The sequence below is a fragment of the Allobosea rubneri genome, assembly GCF_032464875.1.
Lineage (GTDB): Bacteria > Pseudomonadota > Alphaproteobacteria > Rhizobiales > Beijerinckiaceae > Allobosea > Allobosea rubneri.
Map to the genome: position 1 here is coordinate 148,058 of NZ_JAWDID010000003.1, position 17,393 is coordinate 165,450.

The 17,393-nt window shown below is 67.3% G+C and carries 18 protein-coding genes; 7 read left to right on the forward strand and 11 right to left on the reverse strand.

Going from position 1 to position 17,393, the window contains the following annotated elements; all coding sequences use genetic code 11:
- Positions 1-69: 69 nt before the first annotated feature.
- Positions 70-1,272 (reverse strand): MFS transporter, encoded by a 1,203-nt coding sequence (locus tag RKE40_RS03540; protein ID WP_316016857.1) that lies wholly within the window; start codon positions 1,270-1,272, stop codon positions 70-72.
- 235 nt (positions 1,273-1,507) lie between these two features.
- Here RKE40_RS03540 and fliJ point away from each other — a divergent pair, with 235 nt between their 5' ends.
- Complete coding sequence (fliJ, locus tag RKE40_RS03545; RefSeq protein ID WP_316016858.1) at positions 1,508-1,921, forward strand: flagellar export protein FliJ; 414 nt, start codon at positions 1,508-1,510, stop codon at positions 1,919-1,921.
- Positions 1,922-1,934: 13 nt separating this feature from the next.
- Here the strand turns inward: fliJ and RKE40_RS03550 are convergent, their stop codons facing one another.
- On the reverse strand, positions 1,935-2,549 hold the full coding sequence (locus RKE40_RS03550; RefSeq protein ID WP_316016859.1) for a GNAT family N-acetyltransferase: 615 nt from the start codon (positions 2,547-2,549) through the stop codon (positions 1,935-1,937).
- A 169-nt stretch (positions 2,550-2,718) separates the two neighbouring features.
- On the opposite strand from RKE40_RS03550, the gene copM reads away from it, so the two are divergent.
- The gene (gene copM / locus RKE40_RS03555; RefSeq protein WP_316016860.1) at positions 2,719-3,093 is read left to right on the forward strand and encodes a CopM family metallochaperone; all 375 of its coding nucleotides are present in this window, start codon (positions 2,719-2,721) and stop codon (positions 3,091-3,093) included.
- 106 nt (positions 3,094-3,199) lie between these two features.
- Complete coding sequence (locus RKE40_RS03560) at positions 3,200-4,360, forward strand: lysylphosphatidylglycerol synthase transmembrane domain-containing protein (RefSeq protein ID WP_316016861.1); 1,161 nt, start codon at positions 3,200-3,202, stop codon at positions 4,358-4,360.
- A gap of 145 nt (positions 4,361-4,505) precedes the next feature.
- On the opposite strand, the gene RKE40_RS03565 is transcribed toward RKE40_RS03560, so the two are convergent.
- Entirely contained in the window at positions 4,506-5,393 is an 888-nt protein-coding gene (locus tag RKE40_RS03565; RefSeq protein ID WP_316016862.1) for a DMT family transporter, read from the reverse strand.
- Positions 5,394-5,532: 139 nt separating this feature from the next.
- On the opposite strand from RKE40_RS03565, the gene RKE40_RS03570 reads away from it, so the two are divergent.
- Positions 5,533-6,087, forward strand: a complete 555-nt coding sequence (locus RKE40_RS03570; protein WP_316016952.1) for a helix-turn-helix domain-containing protein — start codon at positions 5,533-5,535, stop codon at positions 6,085-6,087.
- 101 nt (positions 6,088-6,188) lie between these two features.
- Here the strand turns inward: RKE40_RS03570 and flhA are convergent, their stop codons facing one another.
- A complete protein-coding gene (gene flhA / locus RKE40_RS03575) occupies positions 6,189-8,312 on the reverse strand; it encodes a flagellar biosynthesis protein FlhA (RefSeq protein ID WP_316016863.1) in 2,124 nt (707 codons plus the stop codon).
- Between the two features lie 224 nt (positions 8,313-8,536).
- Here flhA and RKE40_RS03580 point away from each other — a divergent pair, with 224 nt between their 5' ends.
- From RKE40_RS03580 to RKE40_RS03590, 3 genes are all read left to right on the forward strand, one after another.
- Positions 8,537-8,878 carry a hypothetical protein gene (locus tag RKE40_RS03580; protein ID WP_316016864.1) on the forward strand — a complete coding sequence of 114 codons (342 nt, stop codon included), beginning with the start codon at positions 8,537-8,539 and terminating at the stop codon, positions 8,876-8,878.
- 78 nt (positions 8,879-8,956) lie between these two features.
- Positions 8,957-10,390: an MFS transporter gene (locus RKE40_RS03585; protein ID WP_316016865.1), complete on the forward strand. Its 1,434-nt coding sequence runs from the start codon at positions 8,957-8,959 to the stop codon at positions 10,388-10,390.
- Positions 10,391-10,591: 201 nt separating this feature from the next.
- Entirely contained in the window at positions 10,592-10,918 is a 327-nt protein-coding gene (locus tag RKE40_RS03590) for a hypothetical protein (RefSeq protein WP_316016866.1), read from the forward strand.
- Between the two features lie 63 nt (positions 10,919-10,981).
- On the opposite strand, the gene flbD is transcribed toward RKE40_RS03590, so the two are convergent.
- The 7 genes from flbD to RKE40_RS03625 all read right to left on the reverse strand — a co-directional run bounded on the left by flbD (position 10,982) and on the right by RKE40_RS03625 (position 17,389).
- Positions 10,982-12,346, reverse strand: coding sequence for a sigma-54-dependent transcriptional regulator FlbD (gene flbD / locus RKE40_RS03595; RefSeq protein ID WP_316016867.1), 1,365 nt, complete (start codon positions 12,344-12,346; stop codon positions 10,982-10,984).
- A 44-nt stretch (positions 12,347-12,390) separates the two neighbouring features.
- Positions 12,391-12,741, reverse strand: a complete 351-nt coding sequence (fliN, locus tag RKE40_RS03600; RefSeq protein WP_316016868.1) for a flagellar motor switch protein FliN — start codon at positions 12,739-12,741, stop codon at positions 12,391-12,393.
- 5 nt (positions 12,742-12,746) lie between these two features.
- The gene (locus RKE40_RS03605) at positions 12,747-13,349 is read right to left on the reverse strand and encodes a FliH/SctL family protein (RefSeq protein ID WP_316016869.1); all 603 of its coding nucleotides are present in this window, start codon (positions 13,347-13,349) and stop codon (positions 12,747-12,749) included.
- Positions 13,349-14,431, reverse strand: coding sequence for a flagellar motor switch protein FliG (fliG, locus tag RKE40_RS03610; RefSeq protein ID WP_316016870.1), 1,083 nt, complete (start codon positions 14,429-14,431; stop codon positions 13,349-13,351). Before fliG ends, RKE40_RS03605 begins: the two co-directional genes overlap by 1 nt.
- 11 nt (positions 14,432-14,442) lie before the next feature.
- The gene (fliF, locus tag RKE40_RS03615; protein ID WP_390893208.1) at positions 14,443-16,128 is read right to left on the reverse strand and encodes a flagellar basal-body MS-ring/collar protein FliF; all 1,686 of its coding nucleotides are present in this window, start codon (positions 16,126-16,128) and stop codon (positions 14,443-14,445) included.
- 202 nt (positions 16,129-16,330) lie between these two features.
- The gene (gene sciP / locus RKE40_RS03620) at positions 16,331-16,606 is read right to left on the reverse strand and encodes a CtrA inhibitor SciP (RefSeq protein ID WP_038359348.1); all 276 of its coding nucleotides are present in this window, start codon (positions 16,604-16,606) and stop codon (positions 16,331-16,333) included.
- Between the two features lie 102 nt (positions 16,607-16,708).
- Positions 16,709-17,389 (reverse strand): flagellar hook assembly protein FlgD, encoded by a 681-nt coding sequence (locus tag RKE40_RS03625; protein WP_316016871.1) that lies wholly within the window; start codon positions 17,387-17,389, stop codon positions 16,709-16,711.
- Positions 17,390-17,393: the final 4 nt, after the last annotated feature.

Consider the following 17,393-nt stretch of genomic DNA (forward strand, 5'->3'; position numbering starts at 1 on the left):
GCACAGAACCGTTGCCGCCCTAACACGGCACACTCAAGGCACCAGCCGCGACATTTGCGCCCGCCGGACTCAGGTCCTGAGGCGACGCGCCAGCGCGACCATCGCCAGCAGCGCCGCGAACTGGATCATGGCCGAGATGTAGAGCGTTCCGGACGGGCCGATCCGCTCGATCATCAACGCGAACAGCAGTGGCGCGGCCGCGAAGGTCAGGTTCTGCGGAACCGCAAGCCGCCCCAACATGCTGCCGAATCCGTGGCGGCCGAACAGCGCCAGCGGCAAGGTCGCGCGGGCGACCGCGATCACCCCCATCGCAGCGTTGAACAAGAGGATGAACGCGACCGCGACCGGAGCAGCCCCCGGCGCGAGCGCCATCAGCAGGCAGGACAGCGGTCCGATCGCGAGCCCCCCGAGCGCGACGCGCTCGACCGGCAGCCGATGGCCCGCCACCGCATCGATGGCCCGGGCGACCAGCGTCGCCGGGCCGCTGAGCGTCGCGATCGCCACCGCCGTCGCATTGCTGAGACCAGCCTCCTGCATCAGGCCGATCACGTGCAGCGGCAGCCCCCAGGAGACCAGGCCGCTGGCGGAGAAGCTCAGCGCCATCAGCCAGAAGGTCGCGCGCCGTGCCGATGGCGGCACCCGGCCTTCATCGGCAGTCTCCTGCCCGGCGTCGACAGCTTCGCCCGCAGGCTTCATCCGATAGCGCGGAATGGCGAGGTGGATCGGCAGGACGATGAGGAGCTGGATCGCCGCAAAGATCAAAAGACAGACGCGCCAGCCATAGGCGGCGGACAGCGCCGCGGTCAGCGGCCAGAACACGCTGGAGGCGAGCCCGGTCACCAGCATCATCAGGCCGATGACCTTGCGCGTGCGCTCGCCCATCAATTGCGCCACCGTGACGTTGCCGGTGTTGGCGAGTTGCATCGCGTGGCCGATGCCGATGACGAACCAGGTCGCCAGATAGCTTATCGGCCCCTGCACCTGCGAGAGCAAAGCGAGTCCGATCGCGGCGATCACCGCACCGACGCACATCGCCTGGCGCGTGCCACGCTGGTCGAGATGACGCCCGAGCGACGGCGAGAGCGCGGCGCCGGTGACCAGGAGGATGGTCACCCCGCTGAAGACCACCGCCGGGCCGAGGCCAAGATCGCGGTCGAGATAGGCCGCAAGGACCGAGGGCGAATAGTAGATCGAACCCCAGCCGATGATCCGGGTGAGGGCGAGGCCGGCAAGCAGCGGCCCATATTGGGGAAGACGGAAAGGGCCGGGCAAGACGATGGTCCCGCAGCACTTTTGCTGCTGATTCTTGATACCGTCGAGACTAGGCGAGGCCGCGTCCAGTCGGCAGGCTCCATGGCGCAGATGCAACATGCGTCAAATGCGGCCATTGCCGGTAAGGAACGGTCAACCTCCTTGCGCCATTGTCCTTTTCGTCTCGCGTAAGTCGTTCGGGCGCCGTGCCGAGGGGTTGGCACGCCGCCATGCGTAATCAGGAGTAAGAGCCGACATGAAGTCGCGAGAGACCCTTTTGCGTCTCAAACGGTTCCAGGTGGATGAGAAGCGCCGCCGCGTGAGCCAGATCGAGATGATGATCGCCGAGTTTCACCGGATGGCGGGCGATCTGGATCGCGAGATCCAGAACGAGGAAAGCCGCGCCGGGATCTCCGATCCCGCCCATTTCGCGTACCCGACCTATGCCAAGGCGGCGCTCGGTCGCCGGGATAATCTGCGCCAGTCGGCCGACAACCTGCAGGGCCAGCTCGAAGAGGCCAAGGGTGAGTTGCAGGAGGCCTTCGAGGAGATGAAGAAGGTCGAGATCCTCGAGGACCGCGAGCGCGCCACCGAGCGTGCCGCCGACGCCGCCCGCGATCAGGCGATGATGGACTCGATCGGCCTGCGCTCGCCGCGCCCCGGCATGTAAGCCCACAGCCACATCATTCGATCACCGGATGATGCGGCACGGAGGCTCGCGGCATATGGCCCGCGAGCCTTGGATCGTCGACCACCTCGACGCTGCGCTTGAACGCCCTGAATCCGGAGCGCTGGTAGAATTCCGGCGCTCCCTGATGATCGAGCGTGCAGGTGTGTACCCAGAATCGTGAGATCGGCCGGGCCCAGGCCAGTTCCAGCGCCCGGTTCATCAGCCAGCGCCCCGCGCCCTTGCCGAGCACGCTTTCCTCCAGGCCGAAAAAAGCGAGCTCGCCCTCGCCCGCCTCGCGGAAGTCCAGCTCCAGCAATCCGACATCGCGCCCCTCGAGACGCACGACGAAGCACAGCACCGCCGCGTCGCCGAGGACCGCCTCGCTATGGGCCGCCGGCTTGACCAGGCGGCTGAACCACATCCAGCGCTCGCCCAACACCCGGTACATGGCGAGATAACGCGCCGTATCGGGCGCACCGATCGGCTCCAGCGTCAACCCTTCGGTGCCCGGCGGGTCCTGCCTCACTGGCGGCGCGGCGGTCATTTCGAGCGAGGTGACGATGGCGGCGACCTTGCCCGGCGGCAGGTCGGTGACGCCGTTGAGGCTGATGGAAAAGGTCTCGGACATGGGGCTCCGCCGGGGCGACGCCCGGGCTCGATTCGTTTCGCCGCGATCATGACATGATCCCGGCCCAACTGGACCAGGCCGGCTGTTCGTCCGGCAGCCCGCCCACAGGCGATGCCGGGCCTGACCCGGTACGCCCTGACGGCGGCCTCGTGCTTCGAAAGGATATCATATGACCATCGACCGCAGGCTTTTCGCCGGTCTCGCCCTGTCCGGTGCCCTCGCCTCCGCCGGCTCCGCCTTCGCCCAGAGCCATCAGGGCCACGGCAACCATGGCGCCAGCGCCGCGGACAGCGCAGCGACCACTGCCTACAAGGCGGTCAACGACAAGATGCACAAGGACATGATGGTTGCCTTCACCGGCGACGCCGATGCCGATTTCGTCCGTGGCATGATCCCCCACCACCAGGGCGCGATCGACATGGCCAAGGTCGTGCTCGCCCATGGCAAGGACCCGGAGCTGCGCAAGCTCGCGAATGCGATCATCACCGAGCAGGAGAAGGAGATCGCCTTCATGCGGGACTGGCTCAAGAAGAACGGTCACTGACCGACCTTGCGGCAAGTGGCTCGGCTGAAACGAAATACCGTCGCGCCGCTTGCCCTCGCTGCCGGCCGCTGGCAGAGAGAACGAACGCGACCCGCGCGGATATCGCATGCGCCGGCTGCAGACTGCGCATAGCCTCGATACCTCCCTCGCCGTCCGGCTGCCTGCGGGTTTCATGAAGAAGTATCTCGACTATCTCTGGCCGCTGATCGGCCTCGTCGCTGTCATCTGGTCCGTCGAGCTGCTCTGGGACAAGCTCAAGACCGAGGCTCTGACCAACGAGGCGATGAGTGCGCGCCTCGAGCATGCAGGGCTTTGGGACAGCATCGCCATCGTCGCCGGCGGCATCGGCCAGAAGATCGCGCTGATCCCGCCCGCCGCCTTCTTCCATGCCGGCCTTGCGACACTGGTCGCCTATGCCGCGCTCGCCTGGTACGATCGCATCGCACTTCTCCATCTCGGCAAGGAGAAGGGCATTTCCTGGCCCTATATCTCGCTCTGCTCCTTCGTCACCTACGCGCTGTCGCACAATATCGGCGCCTCGGTGTTCTCCGGCGGCATGGTGCGCTATCGCGCCTATCACGCGAAGGGGCTGACCGCGGCAGAGATCGCGGTGCTCGTTGCGCTCTGCTCCTTCACCTTCGCCTTCGGCACCATCCTGCTGCTTGGCCTCGTCCTCGTCGGCGAGCCGCAGATCCTGCGGCCCCTGCACCGCCTCTCGCAATGGTTCGGCATCGGCGACACGCAAGCCCGGCTGATCGGGTTCGGCCTGCTCGCCTTCTGCGTTCTCTACACGATCGGCTCCTGGCTGCGCTTCAAGCCGCTCAGGATCGGCAAATTCGAGCTGGTCTATCCCCGCCTGCCGATCGTCGCACGACAGTATCTCGCGGCGCCGCTGGAGCTGATGGGGGCGGCCGGCATCATCTATTTCGCGCTGCCGGACCAGGGCAATCCGGGCTTCTTCATCGTGCTCGGCGCCTTCCTGATCTCGTTCTCGGCCGGTCTGCTCAGCCAGGTTCCCGGCGGCGTCGGCGTGATGGAGGCGGTCTTCCTTGCCGTCATGCCGGGCGTGCCCGCCCCCGCCGTCTTCGCCGCGCTGCTGATCTGGCGCCTGTTCTATCTCATCCTGCCGCTGGTGCTCTCGCTGCCGATCGTGCTCGCCTTCGAGCGCGCCCAGCTGCGCAAGGCGATGGCGCATGAGACTCAGGTAAAGGCGCAGGAGCAGGCGGCTGCCAAGGCCGCGGCCCTGCACATCGACAAGCCGGATTGAGGCTTGAGCGCACGCTCGCTTACGAACGGAACCATGCCGTCTTTCCGGGACAGGCCGAAGGCCTGAGCCCGGAACCCAGCACCGGTGCCCTCGCAAAGAAGCCGACCGGCGGCCACACCATCGCGGCAACCGGAAAGCGGGGCCCTCAGCGCTTCAGCGCGATCGCTGCCGCGCCGAACATCAAAAGGCTCCCGAGCGCCTCGCTCCAGCCGAACGGCTCGGACAGCACGAGCACGCCAGCGGCCACCGCGACCGCCGGGCTGATGAAAGCATAGAGCCCGGCCCGGAAAGCGCCCCAGTCGCGCACCAGCCGCATATAGACGGTGAAACCGATCAGCGAGCCGCCGAGCACGAGGAAGGCGAGCGAAGGCAGCGTCGGCCACGCGACGAGCGCCTGGAAATGCGCGGCCGTCACGGTCTCGAAGCTGGCCGAGACGAGGCTGAGGCCGATCCCGCCGATCAGCGTCTGGCAGCCTGCAAGGGCCAGCGTCGGCATACGGCTGGCGATGGGACGCGCCAGGACGGCACCGAAGCAGTAGAGCAGGGTTCCGAGCGCGATCGCGGCGAGGCCCCAGATTTCCAGCGGATTGCCGCTCGCCGCGTCCAGGCCGCCGAGCGCCCGCGTCGCGAACAGGAAGCACAGCCCGAGCGTGCCGAGGCCGATGGCGGCAAGCTTGCGCGCGCCGATCGCCTGGCCTTCGATCGTCCGGCTGGCGATGATCGTGAAGATCGGGATCGTCGCGAAGTTGACGATCGCGGCGAGGCCGCTCGGCGCCTGCGCGGCCCCCCAGAACAGCAGCGAATAGTTCCCGGTGTTGAGCAGCAGCGCCGTGGCGACGAGGCGCGGCCATGCATCCGCCGGCACCTTCCTGAGGTCGCGCCCCGCCCAGGCGAGCATCAGCACACCCGCAATGGTGAAGCGCGCCGCCGCGAGGAAGACCGGCGGCACATGCTGAGCCCCGACCTTGATCGGCAGCCAGGTCAGGCCCCAGACGAGGCACATCAAGGCGAAGAGAGCGGCATTGCGGGACATGGGCTGCGCTTAGCGAGAGAGACGAGCAAGGGCCAATGCCGGCCGGGCATGCAGCCATGGCGCGGATGCAGGGCGCCCGCCTCGCCATCTGGCCAATGCCCCTGCCACAGTCTATTATATGAGAAAGAAGGGTATGATGATGGACGATCTCGCGTCAAGACTGGCAGAGAGGCTGCGTGGCGAGCGCGAGGCGCGGGGCTGGAGCCTGAACGATCTCGCCGAGCGCTCCGGCGTCTCGCGCGCCATGATCAGCCGGATCGAGCGCGGCGAGGCCAGCCCGACCGCGGTTCTGCTCGGCCGGCTCTCAGGTGCCTTCGGGCTGACCCTGTCCAATCTGCTCGCCCGTATCGAGAGCGCCGGCGAGCGCCTGCGGCGCGCCGCCGACCAGCCCTCCTGGCGCGACCCGGAGACCGGCTTCGTCCGCCGCGCCATCTCGCCGGCCGGCAATGGCGATCTCGAACTGGTTGCGGGCGAGCTTCCTGCCGGCGCCGCCATCGCCTACCCCGCCAGCTCCTATGCCTTCATCCGCCAGCAGATCTGGATGCAGTCCGGGCTGCTGGATTTCGACGAGGGCGGCGTCGTCACGCGGCTGGAACCCGGCGACTGCATGGAGCTCGGCCCGCCGAGCGACTGCCGCTTCAGCAATCCCGGCCCCGGGCCGGCGCGCTATCTCGTGGTAGTGTCGCGGCGCTGACTCCCTGGGAACACGCTTCCTCAGTCCTCATCCTGAGGAGCCGCGAAGCGGCGTCTCGAAGGACGAGAGCGTGGAAGGTTGCGCGAAGCTGGCCGTGTAGGTCAGACGCTCCCGACCGTCCTGAGCTTGGCCCGCGGATGGATCTCGCCCTGCGAGAGCACCGGCGTCTCGCGCCGGAAGCGCTCGACGATCTGGCGCACGAAGGGTCTGGCCATACCGGAGGTCACGAGCGCCGGCATCTCGCCCATCCGCGCCGCGTCCTCGAACTTGTCGCGCACGGCATGGACGAATTCCTGCAGGCGCGAGGGCTGCATGGCGAGATGGCGGTCCTCGCCCTGGCCGACGATCGACTCGGCGAAGACGCTCTCCCAGGCCGGCGACAGGGTGATGATCGGCAGTTGCCCGTGCTGGTTGGAGAACTGGGCGCAGATCTGGCGGGCGAGCCGGACGCGGACATGCTCGGCGATGTCGCGCGGGTTCTTGATGCCGCCCGCGACCTCGGCGATGCCCTCGACGATGGTCGCGAGGTCGCGGATCGAGATGCGCTCGGCGAGCAGGAGCTGCAGCACGCGCTGGATGCCGGTGGTCGAGATCTGGTTCGGCACGATCTCCTTGACGAGATCGGCATGGTCCTTCGGCAGCTCGCGCAGCAGCTTCTGGACCTCGCCATGCGAGAGCAGCTCCGGCATGTGCGACTTGAGAACCTCGGTGAGGTGGGTCGAGATCACGGTCGCGGCGTCGACCACCGTGAAGCCGCGCAGCTGCGCCTCGTCCTGCAGCGCCGCGTCGATCCAGGTCGCCGGCAAGCCGAAGGTCGGCTCCAGCACATTGTGGCCGGGTAGGTTCACGCTGCCGCCCATCGGGTCCATTGCCATGTACTGGCCGGCGTAGACGACGCCGTGACCGGCATCGATCTCCTTGATCTTGATGTAGTAGTTGTTCGCCTCGAGCTGGACGTTGTCGACGATGCGCACCGCCGGCATGACGAAGCCGAGCTCGGCCGCGAGCTGGCGCCGCAACGCCCGGACCTGGTCGGTCAGGCGGTCTGCCCCGCCCGGCGCGTTGACCAGGGGCAAGAGCCCGTAGCCGATCTCGATCTTGAGCTCGTCGAGCTTCAGCAGGTCGTTCAGCGTCTCTTCCTTCGGCGTGCCGTCGGCCGCCAGCGGGGAAGCGTCCTGCGCCGCCTGCGCGGTCTCCACCGCCCGCTCCTTGGCGATCTGGCCGAAATGCCGGGCGAGCCAGGCCGAGCCGCCCGCCAGCACCAGGAAGGGCAGCATCGGGATGCCGGGCAGGATCGCGATCAGCGCCATCACCGCCGACGACATGCCGAGCGCCTTGGGATAGCCCGAGAGCTGCTTGCCGAGCGCCTTGTCGGCAGCGCCGCGCACGCCCGATTTCGAGACGAGCAGGCCAGCCGCAGTCGAGACGATCAGCGCCGGGATCTGGCTGACGAGGCCATCGCCGACGGTGAGAAGGGTGTAGTTGTGGGCCGCCGCGCCGAAGCTCATGCCCTGCTGCGCGACGCCGATGATGATGCCGCCGATGACGTTGATGAAGGTGATCAGGAGGCCGGCGATCGCGTCGCCGCGCACGAATTTGGAGGCACCGTCCATCGACCCGAAGAAGGAGGCTTCGTCCTCCAGCGCCTTGCGGCGGGCCTTGGCGACATCCTGGTCGATCAGACCGGCCGAAAGATCGGCGTCGATCGCCATCTGCTTGCCGGGCAGCGCATCGAGGGCGAAGCGCGCCGCAACCTCGGCGATGCGGCCGGAACCCTTGGTGATGACGACGAAATTCACGATGATCAGGATGGTGAAGACGATCACCCCGATCACGAAATTGCCGCTCATCACGAAATTGGCGAAGGCCTCGATGACATGGCCGGCGGCGGAGCTGCCCTCATGACCATGCGACAGGATCAGGCGCGTCGAGGCGAGGTTGAGCGCCAGCCGGAACATGGTGACGATCAGCAGCACCGTCGGGAAGGCGGAAAACTCCAGCGGCTCCTCGATGAACAGCGCCGTCATCAGCACGAGCACCGAGAGGATGATCGACAACGCCAGGAGGAGATCCAGAAGGACCGCCGGCATCGGGAAGATCAGCACCACGAGGATGCCCATCACGCCGATCGCGAGGAACAGGTCCGGACGGTTCAGCAGGCTGCCCATCTGGCCGCGCGTCGGCATGGTCATGCCACCGCCAGCGCCCGCCGTCACATCGCTCATCGCCCAGCCCGCTCCATGCGTGGCCCGTCACGAAGCGCGATCCACACCCGGCAATTCTTGCCGGGTGTATGGTGAACGAGTGGTTAAGAAGGCGAAAAAATCCCGTTTGGAACCTTTCCCTGAACAGACCGTTATCGAATGGCCGCTTTGCGGCCGCATTCGGCCAGCCAACTCGACGCGGGTCGACAAGATTGGCTTTCGGGCCTGGATTATTGGAGAAAATCTTGGATAGACGCTCGTTTGTATTGAGCCTGTTCGGTGGCCTCGCCACAGCCGCTATCGGTGGTGCGGGCCTGGCTCAGGCGGCAATGCCGGCGCCAGCCAGCCCGGTTCCCGGTCCCGAGGATCTCGCCCTCGAATTGAAGGCTGGTCTCGACAAGGCCGACGCCGACTTCACCCAGACAGTGGTCCGCCGCACCACCGTGGTGCGCCGTCCGGTCGGCTATCGCCGTCCTGTCGTCGTCCGGCGTACCACCGTCGTCCGCCGGCCGCCGGGCTATTATCGTCGCCCGGTTGTGGTCCGGCGCACCACCGTCGTCCGACCGCGCCGCGTCTACGTGCGCTGACGCCGAACGGGCCGGCGTGAAGGCGCCGGCCTTTTCCCTCCTCGCGGCCTCCGGCCGCTCTGTAATGGAACGGGAGCCGTGAACGAAACGCGCGACCTGCCCCGCGAAATCGTCACCGACATTCCCGCCAGGCTGGACCGGCTGCCCTGGTCACGCTTCCACACGCTCGTCGTCGTCGCCCTCGGCGTCACCTGGATCCTCGACGGCCTCGAGGTCACGCTCGCAGCCTCCGTGTCCGGCGCGCTGAAGGAAAGCCCGGTCCTCAAGTTCAGCAACACCGAGGTCGGCCTCGCCGGCGCGGCCTATCTCGCCGGCGCGGTGATCGGGGCGGTGCTCTTCGGCTGGCTGACCGACCGGCTCGGCCGCAAGCGCCTCTTCACCATCACCCTGCTGCTTTATCTCGCCGCGACGGCCGCGACCGCCTTCTCCTGGAACCTCTGGAGCTTCCTCCTTTTCCGCTTCCTGACCGGCATGGGCATCGGTGGCGAGTACACAGCGATCAACTCGACAATCCAGGAGCTGGTGCCCGCCCGTGTCCGTGGCTGGACCGACCTCGTCATCAACGGCTCCTTCTGGGTCGGTGCCGCGATGGGCGGAATCGGCGCGATCGTGCTGCTCGACCCCAGGGTGATCGATCCCGAGCTCGGCTGGCGGCTCGCCTTCTTCATCGGCGCCGCGCTCGGCCTGATCATCCTCTTCCTGCGCCGCTGGATTCCCGAGAGCCCGCGCTGGCTGATGAGCCATGGCCGTCTCGCCGAGGCCGAAGCCATCGTGGCGCGGATCGAGGCCTTTGCCCCTGCCCCGCCGGCGCAGGCCCCGCTCCCGACCCTCACCCTGCGGCCCCGGCGCTTCACCCCAATGAAGGAGGTCGGCCACACCCTGTTCGTGACCCACCGGCCGCGCACGCTGGTGGCGCTCGCGCTGATGTCGTCGCAGGCCTTCTTCTACAACGCCATCTTCTTCAGCTACGCGCTGATCCTCACCGATTTCTACAATGTGCCGTCCAATGCGATCGGCTGGTTCATTCTGCCCTTCGCCGCCGGCAATTTCCTCGGCCCGCTGCTGCTCGGCCGGCTCTTCGACAGCCTCGGCCGTCGAACGATGATCGCTGCGACCTATGTGCTGTCGGGCCTGCTGCTGGCCGGCACCGGCCTGCTCTTCGAGCGCGACCTGCTCACGGCCGCCCAGCTCACCGCCTGCTGGAGCGTCGTCTTCTTCTTCGCATCCGCCGCGGCGAGCTCGGCGTATCTGACGGTGAGCGAGACCTATCCGCTCGAGATCAGGGCGCTCGCCATCGCCGTCTTCTACGCGCTCGGCACCGGCCTCGGCGGCGTCGCCGGCCCCTGGGTCTTCGGCGCCCTGATCGATACCGGCTCGCGCACCAGCGTGCTCGGCGGCTATCTGTTCGGTGCCGTGCTGATGATCGGCGCTGGCCTGATCGCCTGGAAGTTCGCGGTCAGGGCCGAGCGCCGCTCGCTGGAGGACATCAGCCGGCCGCTGGGGGCGCAATGACCCCCGCAGACCGCAATATTCGGGATGCCGACGAGGCCGGGCGATTTGGCCTCAGACCATCCCAAAGCGCTAACGGCCGGCCCCCCGCGCCGTCAGCCCCCGCCGCCCACCGGCGCGTCCCGGACGTGACGGATGGTCAGGAGGGACATAGAGTAGCCTCGCGGGAACGCGGCGCTCGGATCGAACCTGATGGAGGAATGCATGGATAGACGTTCATTCGTGATGGCGCTGTTCGGCGGTCTCGCCGCTGCCAGCGTCGGCGGTATCGCCGCCGCCGAGGCGGCCCAGCCGAAGCTCGTTCCAACGCCGGCGCCGGAGCCCAAGGCAACTGAAGGCGGCGAAGCGCTCGACGCCGAGACCAGCGCCGCGCTCGACAAGACCGACGCCGAGTTCAGCCAGTACTACTATTATCGGCGCCCCTATTACCGGCGCCCCTATTATCGCCCGCGCTATTATCGGCGTCCCTATTATCGCCCGCGCTACTATTATCGCCCGCGGCCCTATTACCGCCGCCGCTACTACTACTGAGTGGTTTTCCACGGGCCGGAGCATCGCTCCGGCCCGCTTCATTTTCTGCGGCCGTCGCCGTGCTCAGAGCGACTGCGTCCGCGCCTGCCCCGGCTCGGCCACCGGAATGCCGGCAGAGACATATTCGCCGAGCTTGTTGCGCAAGGTCCGGATCGAGATACCGAGGATCTTCGCCGCATGTGTGCGGTTGCCGAGGCAATGGTCGAGCGTGTCGAGGATCAGGTCGCGCTCGACATCGGCGACGGTGCGCCCGACGAGGCCGCGCGTCATCGCCTCTGCCGTCTGGGCCGCCCGTGAGGCGACGTCGCGGCCGGTAGCCGGGCCGAGCGTCTCGCCCTCCGGGGTCAGCATCGCCTCCGTGCCGATCTCGACGCCCTGCGCCAGCAGCACGGCACGGTGGACGGTGTTCTCGAGCTCACGGACATTGCCGCGCCAGCCATTGGCGAGCAGCAGCTTGCGCGCCTCGGCTGCGATCGGGCGCTGCGGCAGCCCGTTCAGCTCGGCGTATTTCCGGGCGAAATGGTCGGCCAGCGCCAGGATGTCGCCCGGGCGCTCGCGCAGCGCCGGCAGGCGCAGATGCACGACGTTGAGCCGGTAGAACAGGTCCTCGCGGAACGAACCTTCGCGCACGGCGTCGCCGAGATTGCGGTTCGAGGTCGCGATGATGCGCAGGTCGACCTTGACCGGCTGCGTGCCGCCGACCCGGTCGATCATCCGCTCCTGCAGGGCGCGCAGCAGCTTGGCCTGCAGCCGCACATCCATTTCCGAGATTTCGTCGAGCAGCAGCGTGCCGCCGCTGGCTTCCTCGAACTTGCCGATGCGGCGGGCGACCGCCCCGGTGAAGGCGCCCTTCTCATGGCCGAACAGTTCGGATTCGAGCAGGTTGTCGGGGATCGCCGCGCAGTTCACCGCGACGAAGGGCTTGTCCTTGCGCAGCGACTTCTGGTGCAGGTGCTGGGCGATCATCTCCTTGCCGGTGCCGCTTTCGCCGGTGACCAGCACCGGCGCGTCGGAACGGGCGATCTGGTTGGCGAGCTGGACGACGCGCTCCATCGCCGGGTCTCGCCAGATCAGGCTGGCCTTGTCGGAGGCGACGGCGGCGAGCACCGCCGCGATCAGCTCGGGATCCGGCGGCAGCGGCACATATTCGCGCGCGCCGGCCTGGATCGCCGCCACTGCGGCCCGGGCATCGGTCGAGGTGCCGCAGGCGACGAGCGGGGTGCGGATGCGCTCGGCCTTGAGCGCCGCGATCAGCTTGGCGATCGGCTGCTCGACATCGACCATCAGCAGATCGCCGCCCTTGGCACGCAGCACGGCGAGCGCCTGCTCGGCGCTCTCGGCATGGGTCACGGCGGCGCCATGCGAGACGGCGATCTTCGCCGCGGTGATGAGCTGGCCCTTGAGGCTGCCGACGATGATGAGGCGCATGGGTCAGGACTTCCTTGCGTGATCTGCTTTGGCGGTCCGGTTCGTCACCGGTCGGCCTTGATGATTTCCGTCATGGTGACGCCGAGGCGCTCCTCGACCACCACCACCTCGCCGCGCGCCACCAGGCGCTCGTTGACGAAGATGTCGATGGCCTCGCCGACGCGCCGGTCGAGTTCGAGCACGGCGCCGGGCGTGATCCGCAGGAGATCGCCGACCGCGATCCGCGAGGAGCCAAGCACCGCCGAGACCGTCACCGGCACGTCGAAGACCTGCTCGAGATCCTCGGCCGTCTTGACCGGCACCGGACCGGAGCGGGCGACAGAGGCATCGTTGTTGTGGTCGAAGGAGAGATCGGCCGGATTGAGCGGAGGCAGGTTGAGGTCGTTGTCGGCCATGTCTGTCACCTCGTTCCCTGACCGGACGATCCGGCCGGGCCAAATACGCTTCTGATCGCCGCCTCGATGGCGCCGTCGCGCTGCGCGCTGTCGATGGCAAGGCCGCCATCGGCCCATTCGATGCGCCCGTCGCCCGGAGCGATATCGGGCTCGCCGAGCACGACGACGCGGCCGGCAAAGCCGGTCTCGCGCGCCAGCCCCGCGAGCTTGCCTTCGACGGTCTCGACCAAGCTTTCATGCACATGTACCACCAGATGCGGTGCCTGCCTTGCATGGCCGAAGCACTCGCGGGCGGCAGCCAGGAGCTGGACCAGCGGCTTATCCGCCAGCGCCGCCCCGGCGAGGCCGCGTGCGGCGGCCACGGCGAGATGCGCCGCCTGCTCCTCGATCGCGGCGAGCCGGGCATCCTGCTGCGCCAGCAATTGCTGGCAGGATCTGGCGAGTTGCGACAGCAGCGCCGCGGTCTGCTGGTCGGCCTCGCGACGCGCCTGGTCGACGCCGCTGTGGAAACCCTCGGCCCGGGCCGCATCCAGCGCCCCCTCGTCGACCGCCTTGCGGCTGTTGCCGCTGAAGTCGGTGTCGAACATGAATTTCTTGGCGGGGGCCATCAGTAAACCAGCTCGTCCTCGGCATTGCCCTTGGAGATGACGATCTCACCCTTCTCGGAGAGATCCTTGGTCAGCGTCACCATCTTCATCTGCGCCTCGTCGACCTCCTTGAGGCGCAGCGGGCCGAGCCCCTGCATGTCATCGAGCAGGTTCTTGGCGGCGCGCTGCGACATGGCGCCGAGGAAGAAGTTGCGCATCTCCTCGCCGGCACCCTTGAGGGCCCTTGCCAGCGTGTCCTTGTCGACTTGGCGCATCAGCGTCTGCAGCCCGGCGGAATCGAGCTTGCCGAGGTCCTCGAAGGTGAACATCAACGCCCGGATGCGCTCGGCCGATTCCTGGTTGGTGGCATCGAGCGCCGCGAGGAAGCGCGTCTCGGTCTGACGGTCGAAGCCGTTGAAGATCTCGGCCATCATCTCGTGCGGGTCGCGCCGGCGCGTCTGCGTCAGGGTCGAGACGAACTCGGTGCGCAGCGTGTTCTCGATATGGTCGAGCGCTTCCTTCTGCACCGACTCCATCCGCAGCATGCGGCTGACCACCTCGATCGAGAGCTCACCCGGCAGGTTGCGCAGCACATTGGCGGAATGCTCGGGGCGGATACGCGACAGGATCACCGCGATGGTCTGCGGGTATTCGTTCTTCAGGAAGTTGGCGAGCACGACGGCGTCGATATTGCCGAGCTTCTGCCACATGTTGCGGCCGGCCGGACCACGGATCTCCTCCATGATCAGGGCGACCTGATCGGTCGGCAGGATCTTTTCGAGTAGTGAAATCGTGCGGTCGAAGGAGCCGGTGATCGCGCCGGCGCTGGAGAGCTTGCCGACGAATTCGAGCATCAGCCGCTCGACCTGGTCGGAATCGACCGTGCCGAGCTCGGCCATCGCCCGGGTGATGATCCGGATTTCCTCGTCGTCGAACTCCTGCCAGATCACCCGGCCATGGTCCTCGCCGAGCACCAACAGGATGACGGCAGCCCGCTGCGGGCCGGTCATGGCCTCCAGCGAGACCACCGGCAGCTGCCCCGAAAAGCTCTCGGCGAGATCGCTCTCGCCGGTGCTTCGGGTGGCTATGGAGCGCGTGGCCATGGCTCAGCCCCTCACGCCGGTGCTTTTTCGTGGATCCAGCCACGCAGCACTGCGACCGAATCGGCCGGGTTCTGCGCGACCATGGCGCCAATCTTCTCGACCGACTGCGCCTTGAGCTGGCCCTTGACCTGCGCGATCGCCAGCATCCGCTCGGATGGTGCGGCGACATCGCCATCGCCGCCGTCGCCAGCGGAGCCACCGGCGACTGCGGGCAGGTTCGCCGGATCACCGGTGCCCTGCTCGGCCGTGGTGACGATCACGCCATTGCGCATGAAGGTCGGGATCGCCCGGAAGTCGCGCTCGGGCGCCAGTACCTGCTTCAGAAGCGGACGCACGACCACCATCAGCACGATCAGGATCAGCAGCGAGATCACACCGATCTCGGCGAAGCGGACCATGTCCTCCTTGGTGAAGGAGAGCAGCTGCTGCATCAGGCTCTGCTCGACGAGATCGGCCTGCGCCTGCGGCCCTTCGGCGAAGCGCAGGTTGACGACCTCGACTTGGTCGCCGCGCTGCCGGTCGAAGCCGATCGCGGTACGCACCAGTTGGCCGATCCGCTCAAGCTCCTCCTGGGTCCGCGGCTGGTAGCTCGCCTCGGCGCCCTGCCCGCGGGCATAGGTGCCGTCGACCAGCACCGCGACCGAAAGCTTGCGGACGCGCCCGCCCTCGAGCACCTCGGTGCGCGTGGTACGCGAGATCTCGTAGTTGACCACCTCTTCGTTCTTGTTGGTGGCGTCCTTCTGCACGCCCTGCTGGGCCTGGTTCGGCTGCTGCGCACCCGGCAGCTCGTTGCCGACGGTGACGCCCTCGCGCGCCTCGTTGGTGGTCGAGGTCTCGTTGCGGTTCTGGCTCGAACGGATGACCTTGCTCTCGGGATCGAAGGTCTCCGAGCGGCTTTCGATGCGGTTGCTGTCGAGCGAGGCCGAGACCTGGACGCGCGCCCGGCCGGGACCAACGATGCTGGCGACGATATCCTCGACCTGCGACTTGATCCGCCGCTCGATCGCGCCCTGGCGCTCGTCGAGGCCGACGCCGGCGAGCCCCTGCTCGCCCTGGGCGCCGTCGGCGAGAAGCCGGCCGCGCTCGTCGACGATCGAGACCCGCTCCGGCTTCAGCCCGTCCACCGCCGAGGCGACGAGATGACGAACCGCCCGGACCTGGGCCGCGTCGAGGTCGCCGGCGAGCTTGAGCGCGATCGAGGCGCGCGGCGGCTCGCGGTCGCGCTCGAACAGGCGCCGCTCTGGAATGACGAGATGGACGCGCGCGGCCTGGACCCGGCCGATTGAGCGGATGGTGCGCGAGAGCTCGCCCTCGAGCGCACGCAGATGGTTGATGTTCTGGACGAAGCTGGTCGAGGAGAAGGCGTCGCCCTTGTCGAAGATCTCGTAGCCGACGCCGCCGCCGGACGGGATGCCCTTGCCGGCGAGATCGAGCCGCAGGCGCGGCACGTCGGCGCGCGGCGCGAGAATGGTCTGCCCGTCGCCGCGCAGCTCGTATTTGACGCCGCGCGCGTCGAGATCCTTCAGGATCGCGCTGACGTCCTGGCTCGACAGGTCAGCGAACAGCACGCCCATCGCCGGCTGCGACATGCGCAGCATGACGAAGGCGAAGAAGCCGATCAGCGCCAGCGTCACCGCCAGCATCGCCGCCAGCCGCGCCGCGCCAAATCTCCGGAACTGATCGACCAAACCGTTCACGCCGCCATCCGATGCCCGTCGCCGACGCGGACCAACCCGCGCAGCTATCGCTAGGCAAGTTTTTCCCAGTGCATGGTTAGCACCGGGTTAACGCCGTGATGATCGTGGCGTCTCAAGATGGAATTGGCTGGTACAAACGCCGAGAGGCGCCGGTCCCTGTCGGGACCGGCGCCTCTCGGTAAACCTTAAAATGCAGCAGCGCCTATTGGCGGTAATGCTGGATACGGGTGGTGCGCAAACCGGCCAGGCCATGCTGGTCGATCGACATCTGCCAGCTCAGGAACTCGTCCACCGTCAGCGTGTAACGCTGGCAGGCCTCTTCGAGGCTGAGCAGGCCGCCGCGTACGGCGGCGACGACTTCGGCCTTGCGCCGGATCACCCAGCGGCGGGTGTTCATCGGGGGCAGATCGGCGATGGTCAGCGGGCTCCCGTCGGGGCCGATGACATACTTCACGCGCGGTCGCAGCGGCTCGGTCATGGTACACTCACACAACTCAACAGACCTACTTCTTCCCGACCGTACCCCTCCGGACTTAAATTTTGCCTAAAGCAACCGCGCAGGCTTTCAGTATGCCGCGCGTCAGGAATTGCTCTTCACCGACTTCACCCGGTCGAGCGGCACCTTGATCGCGCCGATCAGCAGGGTCGGGACCGCAGTCGAGAAGTCGACGCCATCGACGATGCCGGTGACCTCGGTCTTGACCGTGATCGCGGCACCGGAAATGTCCGTGGCGTCGACCGTGATCGTGTATTCGCCCTCGGGAGCGACCGAGCCGGTCGAGGTCTTGCCGTCCCAGCGATAGCTCTGATCGCCGGCCGTCAGCGTCGTCGTGGCGGTCTGCACGACCTTGCCGTTCACATCCTTGATGGTGATCGTCGCCGTGCCGCCCTTCGAGGCGTTGAGCTTCCACTCGGCCTTGTCGTCCTTGAGCTGGGTCGCGGCACCGTCGGCCGTCACCTTCTGGCCGACGAAGCCGATCGCGCTCGCCCCGGTCGTCGCCTTGCTGACGCCGAGCAGCGCGGTCAGCGTCTCGTTCTGCTTGAGCTGCTGCTCGACGCCGGCGAACTGCACCAACTGCTGGGTGAACTGGTTCGTATCGAGCGGGTCGAGCGGGTTCTGGTTCTTGAGCTGCGTCGTCAGCAGCGTCAGGAACTGGTCGAAATTATTGGCGATCGAGGTGCCGCCGCCACTTGCATTGGTCCCGTTCTGCGCGGCGATGACGGCCGAATTGCTCAGCTTGCCGGTGTTGGAGATGCTCACGGTA

Bases quoted from the DNA above. Each gene is read 5' to 3' on its own strand.
- fliJ (WP_316016858.1), top strand. From the start codon at position 1,508: ATGAAGTCGCGAGAGACCCTTTTGCGTCTCAAACGGTTCCAGGTGGAT.
- RKE40_RS03550 (WP_316016859.1), bottom strand. From the start codon at position 2,549: ATGTCCGAGACCTTTTCCATCAGCCTCAACGGCGTCACCGACCTGCCG.
- copM (WP_316016860.1), top strand. From the start codon at position 2,719: ATGACCATCGACCGCAGGCTTTTCGCCGGTCTCGCCCTGTCCGGTGCC.
- RKE40_RS03560 (WP_316016861.1), top strand. From the start codon at position 3,200: ATGCGCCGGCTGCAGACTGCGCATAGCCTCGATACCTCCCTCGCCGTC.
- RKE40_RS03565 (WP_316016862.1), bottom strand. From the start codon at position 5,393: ATGTCCCGCAATGCCGCTCTCTTCGCCTTGATGTGCCTCGTCTGGGGC.
- RKE40_RS03570 (WP_316016952.1), top strand. From the start codon at position 5,533: ATGGACGATCTCGCGTCAAGACTGGCAGAGAGGCTGCGTGGCGAGCGC.
- flhA (WP_316016863.1), bottom strand. From the start codon at position 8,312: ATGAGCGATGTGACGGCGGGCGCTGGCGGTGGCATGACCATGCCGACG.
- RKE40_RS03590 (WP_316016866.1), top strand. From the start codon at position 10,592: ATGGATAGACGTTCATTCGTGATGGCGCTGTTCGGCGGTCTCGCCGCT.
- flbD (WP_316016867.1), bottom strand. From the start codon at position 12,346: ATGCGCCTCATCATCGTCGGCAGCCTCAAGGGCCAGCTCATCACCGCG.
- fliN (WP_316016868.1), bottom strand. From the start codon at position 12,741: ATGGCCGACAACGACCTCAACCTGCCTCCGCTCAATCCGGCCGATCTC.
- RKE40_RS03605 (WP_316016869.1), bottom strand. From the start codon at position 13,349: ATGGCCCCCGCCAAGAAATTCATGTTCGACACCGACTTCAGCGGCAAC.
- fliG (WP_316016870.1), bottom strand. From the start codon at position 14,431: ATGGCCACGCGCTCCATAGCCACCCGAAGCACCGGCGAGAGCGATCTC.
- sciP (WP_038359348.1), bottom strand. From the start codon at position 16,606: ATGACCGAGCCGCTGCGACCGCGCGTGAAGTATGTCATCGGCCCCGAC.